At 66.7% G+C, this 13,880-nt stretch carries 10 protein-coding genes; 5 read left to right on the top strand and 5 right to left on the bottom strand.

Going from position 1 to position 13,880, the window contains the following annotated elements:
* The first annotated feature begins 19 nt into the window (after window positions 1-19).
* Window positions 20-1,216, top strand: a complete 1,197-nt coding sequence (locus ACIRHA_RS04040; RefSeq protein ID WP_403839565.1) for an NAD(P)/FAD-dependent oxidoreductase — start codon at window positions 20-22, stop codon at window positions 1,214-1,216.
* Between the two features lie 54 nt (window positions 1,217-1,270).
* Here the strand turns inward: ACIRHA_RS04040 and ACIRHA_RS04035 are convergent, their stop codons facing one another.
* The gene (locus ACIRHA_RS04035) at window positions 1,271-1,957 is read right to left on the bottom strand and encodes a TetR/AcrR family transcriptional regulator (protein ID WP_403839563.1); all 687 of its coding nucleotides are present in this window, start codon (window positions 1,955-1,957) and stop codon (window positions 1,271-1,273) included.
* A 325-nt stretch (window positions 1,958-2,282) separates the two neighbouring features.
* On the opposite strand from ACIRHA_RS04035, the gene ACIRHA_RS04030 reads away from it, so the two are divergent.
* Window positions 2,283-3,473, top strand: a complete 1,191-nt coding sequence (locus ACIRHA_RS04030) for a CaiB/BaiF CoA transferase family protein (RefSeq protein ID WP_403839561.1) — start codon at window positions 2,283-2,285, stop codon at window positions 3,471-3,473.
* A 170-nt stretch (window positions 3,474-3,643) separates the two neighbouring features.
* Window positions 3,644-4,762: an NDMA-dependent alcohol dehydrogenase gene (locus ACIRHA_RS04025; protein WP_403839559.1), complete on the top strand. Its 1,119-nt coding sequence runs from the start codon at window positions 3,644-3,646 to the stop codon at window positions 4,760-4,762.
* Window positions 4,763-4,903: 141 nt separating this feature from the next.
* Here ACIRHA_RS04025 and ACIRHA_RS04020 read toward each other — a convergent pair whose 3' ends face one another.
* The 4 genes from ACIRHA_RS04020 to ACIRHA_RS04005 all read right to left on the bottom strand — a co-directional run bounded on the left by ACIRHA_RS04020 (window position 4,904) and on the right by ACIRHA_RS04005 (window position 9,968).
* Window positions 4,904-6,088, bottom strand: coding sequence for a CaiB/BaiF CoA transferase family protein (locus ACIRHA_RS04020; RefSeq protein WP_403839557.1), 1,185 nt, complete (start codon window positions 6,086-6,088; stop codon window positions 4,904-4,906).
* Between the two features lie 295 nt (window positions 6,089-6,383).
* The gene (locus tag ACIRHA_RS04015) at window positions 6,384-7,994 is read right to left on the bottom strand and encodes an AMP-binding protein (protein WP_403839555.1); all 1,611 of its coding nucleotides are present in this window, start codon (window positions 7,992-7,994) and stop codon (window positions 6,384-6,386) included.
* A gap of 299 nt (window positions 7,995-8,293) precedes the next feature.
* A complete protein-coding gene (locus ACIRHA_RS04010) occupies window positions 8,294-9,175 on the bottom strand; it encodes an enoyl-CoA hydratase-related protein (RefSeq protein WP_403839553.1) in 882 nt (293 codons plus the stop codon).
* A gap of 49 nt (window positions 9,176-9,224) precedes the next feature.
* Window positions 9,225-9,968, bottom strand: coding sequence for an SDR family NAD(P)-dependent oxidoreductase (locus ACIRHA_RS04005; RefSeq protein WP_403839551.1), 744 nt, complete (start codon window positions 9,966-9,968; stop codon window positions 9,225-9,227).
* A gap of 1,305 nt (window positions 9,969-11,273) precedes the next feature.
* Here ACIRHA_RS04005 and ACIRHA_RS04000 point away from each other — a divergent pair.
* On the top strand, window positions 11,274-12,416 hold the full coding sequence (locus ACIRHA_RS04000; RefSeq protein WP_403839549.1) for an acetyl-CoA C-acetyltransferase: 1,143 nt from the start codon (window positions 11,274-11,276) through the stop codon (window positions 12,414-12,416).
* A gap of 178 nt (window positions 12,417-12,594) precedes the next feature.
* Window positions 12,595-13,857: an MFS transporter gene (locus tag ACIRHA_RS03995; protein ID WP_403839547.1), complete on the top strand. Its 1,263-nt coding sequence runs from the start codon at window positions 12,595-12,597 to the stop codon at window positions 13,855-13,857.
* The last annotated feature ends 23 nt before the right edge of the window (window positions 13,858-13,880 follow it).

Here is a 13,880-nt window from a genome sequence, read left to right as displayed (position 1 = left end):
CGATTACCGAGGTATCAACATGACGAGTCCCCCCACCCGAATCGTCGTGGTCGGAGCGTCAGCGGCCGGACTCGCCGCCACGGAGGGCCTGCGCCGAATCGGCTTCGACGGCCGTCTCACACTCATCGGCGAAGAGACCGACCAGCCCTACGACCGCCCACCACTGTCCAAGCAGGTGCTGTCGGGCGCCTGGGAAGCCGGGCGGGCAACCCTTCGGACCTCCGAGGCGCTGGCCGCTCTGGATCTCGAACTCCGCCTGGGGCAACGGGCCACCGGGCTGGACACGGACCGGCGAGAGGTTGTCCTGGCCGGAGGCGACCGGGTCGGATACGACCACCTGGTGGTGGCGACCGGCGCCCGTGCCCGCACCTTCCCCGGCACCGAGAACGTCGACGGCATCTACACGCTGCGCACGATGAGTGACGCACTCCGGCTGCGCGAGGAACTCCTCGCGCAGCCCCGTCTGCTCATCGTGGGCGGCGGCTTCATCGGCGCCGAAGCCGCCGCCGTCGCACGGGAGATGGGCTGCGACGTCACCCTGGTCACGGACACCGCCGTCCCCATGGGAGACGCGCTGGGGCCCGAGGTCGGCACGATGCTCGCCGATGCCCACACGGCGGCCGGGGTCCGACTGGAGACCGGCGCCCTGGTCGCCGAGGTCCTGACGGAGAAGGGCCGCGCCACGGGCGTGCGCCTCGCCGACGGCCGCACCCTGGAAGCCGACGTCGTCCTCGTCGGCATCGGCGCCATCCCCAACACCGAGTGGCTGCAGGACAGTCCGGTACGAACGGGCAACGGTGTGGAGTGCGACGCGACCCTTCGCGCGGGTGACCGTATCTGGGCCGCCGGCGACGTCGCCTCCTGGCCCGACCAGGCGACCGGACAGCGGATCCGCATCGAACACCGCACCAACGCGGGCGAGCAGGGCCTCGCCGTCGCCCGCAACATCCTGGCGGGACCGGACGAGGCCAAGCCGTTCACCACCGTGCCCTACGTCTGGTCCGACCAGTACGACATGAAGATCCAGATCCACGGCCGCCCCGCAGGCGCGGACGCACTCAAAATGGTCGAAGGCAACACGGCCGAACGCCGCTTCACCGCCCTCTACCACCGCGACGGACAGGTGTGCGCCGCCATCGGCGTCAACAACATGCGCGCACTACGCGCTCTGCGCCCACTGGTCGCCGACCGCGCGCCTGTCGACGGCGACGCGTAGGCGCCGTTCGTCGGCATGACGGCTTCGCCAGATGACGTAGCGACGGATCATCCCTCAGGCACTGGCCTGGGGGTACCCGATTGCCCCCAACCACAAGTCCGTGAGCGTGGTCCGCGCAAGTTCCTCATCAAACGGCTCACCGAGGGCATACCAGTAGTAGGCGAAGTTTCCCACCATACCCACGAGGGCCGCAGCCGCAGTTCGGCAATCAAGGTCTCGTCGGGCAACGCCCATCCGCTGCATTTTGCGCAGACTCTCGGTGACGCGGTTCACCTGTACGCGGCGTGCCTCGATCCGGTGTTTTCGTACCTCGGGGTCGATGCTGGCCTGCTGTTCGTTCAGCATCATGAGAGCCGCGTTCTTGCGATAAACGTCGAGATATGCCCCGTTGCTGGCGCGGAGGCGGTCCGCGATGTCGTGGTGAACACCGTCCTCACCGACAGCGGGTGCCGCGATGACCTCCATCAGCTCGGCGTTGACCTCGGCGATCAACGCCCTGAAGATGGCCAGCTTCGACTCGAAATAAGTGTAGAAGGTGCCATGCGAGACACCGGCCGCAGAGACGATGTCAGCTACACGGGCGTCGACAAAGCCGTCCCGCTCGAAGACCGAACGGGACGCGGCCAGCAGTAGGGCTCGGGTACGCTTGCCCTTCTCCGATGCTCCTGAGCCGTACTGCGCCCGCCGCTTGGCTCCGGTGCCATCCTTGTGGGAGGGATCCTGCGAGCTCCGAGCAGCCATCGTGTCCTGCCTCCTCTTATTCACCCATAAAACCGCCATCGTATCAGATTCGACACCTACGTCGAATCGCAATGACGGCTGCGGTGATGCGCCGAGGCGTCGTGCCGCCGCGACACCCCCGACGGCCGGGAGCCGCACCACGCCGCCGCGGATCGACTGATCCAGCCACGGAAGAAGACGGCCACCAGTCACATCGAGGCATCAAGTCGTTTCCGTCATCGGCCCGAGTTGGATCTACGTAAAGGTTCCACTTCCAAAAAGGACAGACCATAGACATCATGCGTCTCCTTCCTTAGGCTTCGACGACCAGCCAATGGAGGAAGAAGTGAACGTCCAAGAGTCAGGCAGTCATGGACCACTCGAGGGCGTCCGTATCCTCGACCTCACTCGCGTCATCATGGGACCCCTCGCCACACAGGTGTTGGCCGACCAGGGCGCGGACGTGATCCTCGTCGAAGCGGCCGGTGGTGACACGAACCGGGTCATGGGCCCCGGCCCGCACGACGACCTTTCGGGCATCGCTCTCAACCTGCTGCGCAACAAGCGCTCGATCGACGTCGACCTCAAGTCCGAGGAGGGTCGAGAAACCATCCGGCAGCTGGTGCGCACGTGCGATGTGGCGGTCTCCACGATGCGCCCCCATGTCCTGGCCCGCCTGGGCCTGGACTACGAGACGCTACGAGAGATCCGGCCGGACCTCGTCTACTGCCAGGCCCAGGGCTTTCCGCTCGGCTCGGAGCAGGAGAACGAACCCGCCTACGACGACATCATCCAGGCGGCGACCGGAGTCGCCGACCTCATGGAGCGTGTCTACGGTGAAGCGACCTTGATGCCGACGATCCTTGCCGACAAGGTCTGCGGACTTGTGATGGCGCAGGCCATCGCGGCAGCCTTGTTCGCCCGTGAGCGCACCGGACGAGGACAGCACATCGAGGTTCCCATGGCTCAGACGATGACGGCCTTCATGCTGACCGAGCACGGAGCCGGCGCCATCAGCGAGCCTCACGTCCACGCGCCGGGCAAGCCCGCGTCCGGATATCCCCGCATCCTTTCGCCGGACCGCAAACCCCACCCCACCAGTGACGGCCTCGTCCACATGCTGCCGTACTCGCCCAAGCACTACGCAGCGCTCTTCACGGAGGCAGGCATCGAGGGCGCCGCCGACGACCCGAGGTACGCGGACGCGCGAGCCACGCTGGCCAACTCCGACTCCCTCTACCGAGACGTGCGTCGGATCGCCATGACCCGCACCACCGAGGAGTGGCTCTCTTACTGCCAGCGCACAGGCATCCCCGCGACGCGCGTGGCCAAGATCGAGGACATGGTCGAAGCCCTGCCGTTGGATCACCATCCCGTGGCGGGCGACTATCACATGCTGCCCTCCATGGCGCGCTTCGCTGGTGCCGACGCGAACGTCAGGCGTCCGGCGCCGCTGCCGGGACAGGACACGACCGAGGTACTGACGGAACTCAAGGAACGACAGGCGTCCGACACCGCAACGGACGGGGCCTCGTAGCGGCCGCGGTTCTGGCTGCGGCGAGAACCACGCCATTCGGCACCTGCGTATCGCACAGAGAACGGGCCCCGCTCACACCCGAGGTCGAACACCTGAGCAGAACCGCACCCGCGCTGTCGCGGGGCCGCCGGCCTTTGCATCCTCGGCGTGGACTTTTCGGAGGGAAATCAATGAAGACTCGTGGTGCTGTCATCCGTCAGGCGCCTGGCACGTACGAAATCACTGATCTCTACATCGACGACCCACGTGAGGGAGAACTACGGGTGCGAATGGTCGCATCCGGCATGTGTCATTCTGACGACCACGTCGCCACGGGCGACCTACCGATGGGGACTTACCCGGTTGCGGGTGGCCACGAAGGTGCGGGGATCGTGGACGCCATCGGCCCCGGAACCCCCGGCTTCGCCGTCGGCGACAAGGTCGTGTTCTCTTTCGTGCCCGTCTGCGGTCGCTGTCGGTGGTGCGCCACCGGCCATCAGAATCTGTGCGACCTCAGTAACACGATCGGAAACGGCGCACGTCCTACTGATCCGACCAGCTTCCGCATCCATACGGAGGACGGCAGACCTGTAGGACAGATGTGCGGCGTGTCGTCGTTCTGCGAGTACACGACCATCTCGATGTATTCGGCCGTCAAGGTTCCGGATGACACACCACTGGAGCAGGCGTCTCTGCTCGCCTGCTGCGTCGGCACGGGATGGGGTGCGGCGGTCTACACCGGCGGGGTGCGCCCGGGAGACACCGTCGTCGTCGCGGGTGTGGGAGGCGTCGGAGCGAACGCGCTCCAAGGCGCCGCACATGCCGGAGCAGTCAATGTAATCGCGGTCGACCCGGTCGAGCTCAAGAGGGATACCGCCATGTTGTTCGGTGCGACTCATGCGGTCGAGGACCTGAAGCAGGCGCGCCGGCTGGCCAAGAGTCTCACCGATGGCCAAGGCGCCGATGTCACGATCGTGACGATCGGTGTGGTCAAGTCCGAGCACATTCAGCAGGCGTACGCCACGGTGCGCAAGCAGGGCACACTCGTGCTCAGCGGTGCGGGCAGCACCCAGGACGTCGGCCTCGCGATCCCGTTCGGGAACCTGACGATGACAGAGAAGACGATCAAGGGCTCACTCTTCGGGTCCATGAACCCCACCGTGGATATTCCCCGCATGCTTGGCATGTACCGCCAGGGTCGACTGAAACTCGATGAACTCATCACCAGGCGCTACTCCCTGGACGAGATCAATCGCGGATACGCCGACATGCATGCGGGCAAGGTCACCCGCGGTGTCATCTGCTTCTGAAGGGGCTTACAAAGGAAGCAGCGCCACGTTCCGCTGAGAGCGTGCCTATCGCTTCTGCAGCACTGCCTGCCCGCTGCCGTCCAACCCTCCCCAGCCGCCTCAAAGCACGGTTCCCCGCTCCGCGCGCACCTGCGGCGACGCCTATTCCTTCCTCGTCGCCGTCCCAGGAGGGCCCGCCGTCCTCGCGGCGACCAGCTCATCGATGACACCGTCGGTCAGGCCGAGCTCACGGAGCAAGCAACGGGTGTCAGCCCCGGGGACAGGTGCCGGTCCGGGAACTGTCAGCGGGGTTCCTCCGAAGCGGGGCGCGGGCGCCGGCTGCAGCATCCCGCCGTCGTCGATGAAGGTGCCTCTGGCATCGATGTGCGCGTGGTCCTTCACCTCATCCGGAGCGACCGCAGGACTCACACAGGCATCCGTGCCGGCGAAGACACCCGCCCATTCGTCGCGGGTCCGCTCAGCGATGCGCTCGGCGAACCTGGCCCGGACGCGAGGCCAGGCGGAGTGGTCGTTCTGGGCAACCTCCCGCAACTCACCGGTGAGGCCAAGACCGTCGAGGAGTTGGGCATAGAACTGAGGCTCGATCGCGCCGACGGCGAGCCAGCCGCCGTCGGCGGTGCGATAGACGCCGTAGTACGGCGCGCCTCCGTCGAGCCGGTTCTCTCCTCGGGGCGCCTGCCAGTCACCTCCCGCTCGCATCGAGTGCAGCATGGAGGTCAGCAGCGCAGTGCCGTCGATGACCGCGGCATCCACTACCTGTCCGGCACCTGTCTCGCGGGCGTGCAGCAGCGCGGCGAGCACACCGCAGGCGAGCAGCATCCCGCCCCCGCCGAAGTCGCCGAGCATGTTGAGGGGCGGTTTGGGCGCGAGGTCGGGGCCGGCGAGCGGCTCAAGTGCCCCGGCGACAGCGATGTAGTTGATGTCGTGGCCGGCCGTCATGGCGAGCGGTCCGTCCTGTCCCCAGCCGGTCATCCGCCCGTAGACGAGTCGCGGATTGCGGGCGAGCAGGACATCGGGCCCCAGGCCGAGGCGTTCCATGACTCCCGGCCGGAAGCCTTCGATCAGGGCGTCGGAGGTCGAGAGCAGATCGGCCAAGAGGCCACGCCCGCGCTCCTGTTTGAGGTCGAGGGTGATCGATCGACGGCCGCGAAGGAGAATCTGGTGCGATCCGAGGTCCTTGCCCATCGTGGGCCGATCGACGCGAACGACCTCGGCGCCCAGGTCGGCGAGGAGCATCCCCGCGAAGGGGCCGGGGCCGATACCGCCGACCTCGACGACACGGATGCCCGTGAGCGGCCCGGCCATCAGGAAGCCTCCTTCAGACATGTGCCGATCACCCTTGGCCGTGTGCCGACGACCGGCTCCCGCTGACCGCCGGCCGGCCTTGCGGCACATATGGTGTCTCCGCCGACGCGGGCAGCGCACCGGCGCGTCATCAGACCCCCATCCGCCGCGCGTGGTGCGGCCGCGACTCCAAATCGACGGTCATGGAACGGACTTCGCGGATCCATCGGTTTCTGACACACCTCGTCGGCGAGCGGCCGGAGGGTGGCTTTCTCACACATGAGCATGGTTCCTCCACACGAAGCAGTGCCCGACGCGTTGCCGGATGAGAGCCATGTCAGTTGCCGCGGTCCTCCCTCCCGAGGAGTTCCTGGCGCAGGGCGATCCGGCTGAGCTTGCCCGTCGGGGTGCGAGGAAGGGCGCGGAACTCCAGGGATCGGGGCCGCTTGAATTTGGCCAGCCGGTCCTCGCTGAACTCCATCAACGTCTGTACCAGAGCATCCGAGGCGATTGCTCCGTCGGCCAGTTGCACCACAGCGTGGACCCGGCTCCCGAAGTCGTCGTCCGGCAGGCCGACCACTCCCACGTCGGCGACGGCGGAATGGGCCAGCAGCGCGGCCTCGATCTCCGCGGGGTAGATGTTCACACCACCGGAGATGATGAGATCGGAACGCCGATCAGCGAGGTACAACCAGCCGTCCTGGTCGAGATGGCCCATGTCACCGGGTGTGAAGAAGTCGCCCCTGCGCGCGGCCTCGGTCTTCTGCGGGTCCTTGAAGTACTCGAAGCCACCGCCACCGAGCAGGTAGACCGTCCCGACGACCCCCGGCTGCGCCTCGTTCCCGGAATCGTCCAGGACCTTCACCGCCGCGCCCTCCCAAGCGCGTCCGACGGTTCCAGGGTGCTCCAGCCACTCGGTTGGCGAGACCGATGTGCCGCCGCCCTCGGTCGAGGCGTAGTACTCCCAGATGATCGGCCCCCACCAGCGCAGCATGGCGTGCTTCTCGTGGACGGGGCACGGTGCGGCACCGTGCACCACGTAGTTCAGCGAAGACAGGTCGTAGGCCGCACGGACGTCCTCGGTCAGCGCGAGCAGCCGGTGGAACATGGTAGGCACCATGTGGGTGGAGGTGATGCGATACCGCGGGATCAGTTGGAGCATCAGCTCGGGCAGCCACTTCTCCATCAGCACGACGGTGTTTCCGATGTGCAGCGCGTGCATCGCATGGCTGTTGGGTGCGGCATGGTAGAGGGGGGCGACGACGAGGTGGGCGCCGTCCCCGGGCGGCCAGCCGTTCTGCCGGGTCACAGTCGGGAGCTGATGGGCCAGCACCCTTTCGGGGATGGCGTCCGGAAGCGGTTTGCGGACCCCTTTGGGCCGCCCGGTGGTACCCGAGGTGTAGAGCATGCGTCCCCCGAACCGGCGGTGCGCGGGAGCCGCGACGGAGGCACCGGCCGCGACTTCGGACAGCTCGGTCAGGTTTCGGAACCCGGACACGGCGTCATCCGTGAAACGCTGGTCGACCGGCAACCCGGCGATGTCGGCCGCCCGGCCGGCGACCTCCGCGAACTCGGCACCCGCGATCAGCACCTTGGCATCACTGTCGCCGAGGATGTAACCGATCTCGGGACCGGTGAGGTGCCGGTTGATCGGAGTGATGTAGAGCCCCAACTGGCTGGTGGCGAGCTGGACGGCGAGGAACGCCGAGGCGTTGCCCATCACCAGGGCGACCGTGTCTCCCGTCGTGAGGCCGAGCGACCGCAGGCCGTGGGAGAGCGCATCGCTCCATCTGCGCAGCTCGCCGAACGTCGTCTCGCGGCCTTCCGGATCCACCACGGCGACCCGGTCCGGCCGGACCGAGGCGATCTCCCAGAATCCCAGCGCACTGTCGATCCGGAACGGCGCCGTCTCATCGGTCGACGCCTTGGTCGCTTCCGTCATGGTCATGCCCCCATCGTCAGTAGTTCAGCAGGTCGGTCGGTCCGGTCTCGGCGCGGTCAGAACCGCTGGCCGGACGTGGGAGGCGCCGGCCTCGCACAGCGGGGCCGGCGTGAGCATCGGGTCGAGAGGACCGCATCGTCGGACATACAAGGGGTGTTGACGTCCGGATAATGTGGATACGGAGAACTTCAAGGCACAGCCGAACTGCGGTTGCGGACAAGGGAGTCGACGAGAAGGCGCACGGCTCGAGGAACCGGTGACCAGATGGAGTCACTCGCCGCTGTCGGTGCCGGCCGCAGCAGGTGTCACGACAGATCGTCCGTCGGTGCCGGCCACTGAGGCATCACGTCGTCGTAGTCCCTGATGCGGGCCGCGAACTTCGGCGGCCTCTTCTCCAGGAACGCCGACACACCCTCGGCGGCGTCCGGTCCCTGCCGCAGCCGGAAGATCGCCTTGGAGTCGGCCCGGTGAGCCTCGTAGGGTGTCGACGCGCCCAGCATCGACCACATCATGTGCCTCGCGATGGCGACGGACGCACCGGAGGTGTTGTCCGCGATCTCCCTCGCGATCTCGCGTGCCGTCGACAGCAGGTCGGCATCCGGCACCACGCGGGAGACGAGCCTCCCGGCCAGCGCCTCGTCCGCCTTGAACACCCGCCCCGTGGCGACCCACTCCATCGCCTGGGACATACCGACGAGACGGGGCAGGAACCAGCTCGCCGCGGCCTCGGGCACAAGACCGCGGCGCGCGAACACGAACCCGAACTTCGCCGACTCCGCGGCCAGCCTGATGTCGGCCGGCAGCGTCATCGTGACCCCGATGCCCACCGCCGGCCCGTTGATCGCGGCGATCACCGGCTTGAGCGACGCGGCGATCCTCAGTGAGGTGTACCCGCCACTGTCCCGAGGCGTACCGTCGATCGTCCCCAAGTCGTGCTGACGGGTCAGCTCGGCGTTCTGCTCCGAGAAGGTGTCGGCGCTGCCGAGATCCGCGCCGGCGCAGAAGCCCCGTCCGGCCCCCGTCAGGATCACGACCCGCACGTCGTCATCGGCATCCGCGCGGTCGAAGGCCGCGTTGATCTCGCGCCCCATCGCCCGCGTGAACGCGTTGAGCCGGTCCGGCCGGTTCAACACGACCGTCGCGATACCTTCGTCGACCTCGTATCGAATATTCTCGTACTCAGACATTTCATTCCTATCGTGCAAGGGACTCCGTCCAGGGGCGGACGTCAAGTGGCTACCTCGCGGTGAAGCCGGCGTCGACCACGAACTCCGAGCCCGTCGAGTAGCTGGACTCGTCCGAAGCCAGGTAGAGCACCATGTTGGCGATCTCGGACGCCTCTGCGAGCCGCCCGAGAGGGAGGTCCTTCACATGCTTCTGTATCGCCGCGGCGCTCTGCTCGGTGACGTTGATCAGCGGAGTGTTCGTCGGTCCGGGATGGACGGAGTTGACCCGGATGCCCTCACCGGCCAGGGACAGCGCGGCCGCCTTCGAGAGCCCGCGGTTTCCGAACTTGGAAGAGGTGTACGCGACCGAGTTCGGGCCGCCGACAAGGCCCGCCGAGGACGAGATGTTCACGATGGACCCGCCGCCGGCACTGCGCATCGACGGGAGAACCGCCTTGATGCCCAGGAAGTTGCCGATGAGGTTGATCTCGATGACCTTTCGGAAATCGTCCTCGGTCGTGTCGTCGAGCAAGCGGGACGGAGCGATCCCCGCATTGTTGACGAGCACCGAGATCGGGCCGAAGGCTTCCTCGGCCCGTGCGATGACAGCATCCCAACTATCAGCCTTCGTCACGTCCTGCTGGACGAACAGCGCCGCGTCGCCCAGCTCGGCGGCGTACTTCTCCCCCGCCTCACCACGGATATCGGTAATGATCACACGAGCGTCTTCGGCCACGAACCGCCGAGCACAGGCCGCTCCGATTCCACTCGCTCCGCCCGTGATGACGGCAACCTTCCCGGAAAGCCTTGACATCTGCTCGAACCTGCCTTTCTAGGTGGGAATTGCAAACATTCGTCCAACCGTCCCGCTCTGATCCGAAGCCCGTCCTTGGCACACAGCGCGCCTGAACGGCGCGTCCGTGAAACGACTCGGGTCGACGGATGGCATGTGAGGGCACACCCACACGCTCGATCACCATCCGGCACAGGGGGAGAGGCGGCAGTCCCCTCGTACCGGAACGACGTCACGAGAGGCCTGGGGAGGTCGCGAGCCGGCAGTCGCAGGCCAGGGCCTCCAGGACGTTCGCATCGGTCCCGAGCCCAGACGCCGCCCCCGATACGGGGCTACTGCGACCACCGACCGCCACCTCGTAACCGCCGGTTCGTACACGACAATTCGACGAACACATCAGACGCTCGCAGGCACTTGGGCTGCTAGCTCGCCACAGTGTCGACATCCGTGATGTCAGGAACAGATGCCCAGAACGCCCGGGCTCTGAGTACAGCATCGCTAGCCATATCCGCCTCCGCTGGTGTCCCGATCCAGAAAGTAGCGTGCGGCTCGACCGACCCGAGGCCTGTCATGCTCTGATCCAGCCTTCGATGTCCGTATCGAAACTGTGGCGAACTTAACTGCCGCCCGGTCCAGGGTCAAGGGGTGGCTGCAGCACTCATCAGAAACCCCCATCAAGACGATCCCGTTTCCTTGGGGAGCTTCCCTCCGATGCGACCCCGCGAGGTCTCGATCGCTCCGGCGCCACCCGTCCCGGGTGCGAAACCGACAGTCTCAACCGGCAGCCACGGGCCATCGATTCCCGGCGTCCGGACCGGCCGGCGTTCCGGGGCACCCGATTCAGCTGCCCACCCGAGTTCTCACGCATCTCGGGTGCGGCACCTCGTCGCGTGGAACAGGTGCCGTCGCCCGACCCTGACGCCCCCCGCGCGGCCCCACACCACCTCGGCCCTCATTCCGAAACATGCCGGGCACGGCACTCCCCCATCGGGTCGGCAGCGTCCGAGCCGGTCACACCACACTCTTGCGGCCGACTGAGCTTAATGATTCGATACTCACATCGAATATAGGGCGCCCGGGGTCGCTCGTGCGACGTTTCCTCCAGGCGACCGAGATCCCCCGGAACGCCAATCTCCCACATGCCACCCCCCCCTCTCTTCCTTTTCCTTGCGAGGGGTTCGGTCGAGCGCTACCCTCAAGCGCGAATATTTCGATGCCTGTGTCGAATTTTGCGGATCGCCGCAACCTCCACAAGCGCCTCGACACCTCCCGTGCAGAGCGCCGACATCACCACTCATCTCAGAATCAGCTCGAGGGGAAACGCTCATGGCAGACGCATACATCGTGGGAACAGCCCGCACGCCGGTGGGAACGCGGAAAGGAGGACTTGCGGCTGTTCATCCTTCCGACCTCGCCGCCCACGTTCTCGGCCATCTGATCGACAGGGTCGGTGTGGACCCGGCCGCCGTCGACGATGTGATCATGGGCTGCGTGGACCAGCTCGGCGGGCAGTCCGGAAATATAGGCCGCAGCGGATGGCTGTCGGCCGGACTCCCCGAGAGTGTCCCGGCCGTGACGATCGACCGCCAGTGCGGATCCTCCCAGCAGTCGCTGCACTTCGCGGCGCAGGCCGTCATGTCGGGGACCCAGGACCTCGTGGTGGCCGCCGGTGTGGAGAACATGGCGATGGTGCCCATGAGCGCCAATGCGAAGGTCCTCGAAGACCTCGGCCACGGCCGCCACGGAGCCGGCTGGGACGAACGCTACGGTGAGCACGAGATCTCGCAGCTCCGTGGCGCGCAACTGATCGCCGAGAAGTGGGGCCTGAGCCGACCCGATCTGGAGAGGTACTCCCTCGAGAGCCACCGCCGCGCGGCCCATGCGATCACCAGTGGCTACTTCACGGAGCAGATCGCTCCGCTCGCCGGCGTCGAGCACGACGAGGGCGTCAGGCGCGACAGCACCATGGAGTCCATGGCCGCCCTCAAGCCGGTGCGGGAGGGCTGGGACATCACCGCCGCGGTCTCCAGCCAGATCTCGGTCGGTGCGGCGGCGCTCCTGGTGGCGTCCGAGCAGGCGGTGCGCACGCACGGACTCACTCCCCTGGCCCGCGTGCACACCATGGCCGTCGTGGGCGACGACCCGGTCTACATGCTGACCGGCCCGATCCCCGCGACGCAGGCGGTCCTCAAGCGCAGCGGGCTGTCCATCAGCGACATCGACACCTTCGAGGTCAACGAGGCCTTCGCCTCGGTCGTTCTGGCCTGGGCCAAGGAGTCGGGCGCTTCTCTGGACAGGACCAACGTGAACGGCGGTGCGATCGCGCACGGTCACCCACTCGGTGCGACCGGCGCGATCCTCGCGATGAAGCTCATCCACGAACTGCACCGCACCGGGGGCCGCTACGGCCTCCAGACGATGTGCGAGGGCGGCGGTCAGGCCAACGCGACGATCATCGAGCGCGTCTGACGTACTCGCACGGACGGGGCCAGGCGCAACAGCCCGCACTTGGCCCCGCATTGGCACGTCCAAGTACCAGCCATCCTCAACGAGGAGGAACACCGTGCCCACGGCAAGAATCTCAGGTACCCAGACAGACGTCTCCATTTCGCGCACTCCACGAGTAACCAGCACACGTGCCTGGGGAATGACCGCTCTGGTCCTGTTCCTCTATGTCATCAACTACGCGGACAAGGCGCTCCTGGGCATCATCGCCCAACCGCTCTCGGAAGACCTCGGACTCGATCACACGCAGATCGGGCTCGTCGGCTCCGTGTTCTACGCCACCTTCACGGTAGGCGGATTCCTCGCCGGCCCCCTCGCCAAGTACATGACGCTCCGCTGGGCGCTGGTCGTGCTCTCCCTCGCCTGGTCGGCGGTGATGCTGCCGTTCGTCATCACTGCCGGCTTCGTGGCGCTCTTGGTCGGCCGCATGCTGCTCGGCCTGGCCGAGGGCCCCGCGATGGCGCTCATGTACACCGCCACGTTCTCCTGGCATCCACCCGCCAAGCGGGGTCTGCCCAGTGCGCTCCTCATCGGCTCCGCGTCCATCGCAAAGATCGCCCTCGCACCGGTTCTCACGTTCCTGGCCATCGAATACGACTGGCGCTCGGCGTTCATCGCCTTGTTCGCGCTGGGAATGGTCTGGGTGCTGTGCTGGCTACTGGCGTGGCAGGAAGGGCCTTTCACCGCTGTGGCGGTGAAGAACGACTCCGCGGGGACGGCGACGGACGACATGCGCACGGAACCGGATGTTCCGTGGAGTCGCATTCTGTGTTCTCGCACGTACGTCACCAGTGCGATCCTGGTCGCGGTCCTCAGCGCGCTGACCACCGTCGTGCTGACCTGGCTGCCGTCCTACTTCGAGCAGGGCCTGGGCTACAGCAGGCTCGAAGCCGGATCCCTGCTCGTGGCGCCCGCCATCTCGGCCCTGGTCGTGTTCATCATCAGCGGCACGGTCACCGACCGGATGCTCCAACGGGGTTCCAGTTCCCGTCTGGTCCGCAATGTGGTCCCCTGCGTCGGTGTCATGATCTGCGCCGTGTTGCTGGCGGTGCTTCCGCTGATCGAGACGCCAGTTCTTGCCGTTACCGCGCTCTCGCTCGCCTACGGATGCGGCACCCTGGCCATTCCGCTGGTGAACGCGTCCATCTCCGAGCTGTGCCCGCCGCAGCAGACCGCCGGCACGATGGGAGTCTTCATAGCCATCGCGGGGATCGGCAGCCTGGCAGCGCCGTACGTGACGGGTGTCCTCGTCGACAACGCCGAGACCGCTGCCAGCGGATACACCCTGGCATTCCAGTGCATCGGGATCCTCGCGGCGATCTCCGCGGTCCTGGTCCTGGTCTTCGCGAACCCGGACCGCGATCGCAAGCTCGTCCGCAGGTCGGATGAGTCCGTGCCCGCGTGAACTACTGGTCGGCCGTTACCGAC

The organism is Streptomyces sp. NPDC102360 (genome assembly GCF_044766085.1).
GTDB lineage: Bacteria > Actinomycetota > Actinomycetes > Streptomycetales > Streptomycetaceae > Streptomyces.
This window is presented reverse-complemented; position numbering and strand designations above follow the sequence as displayed.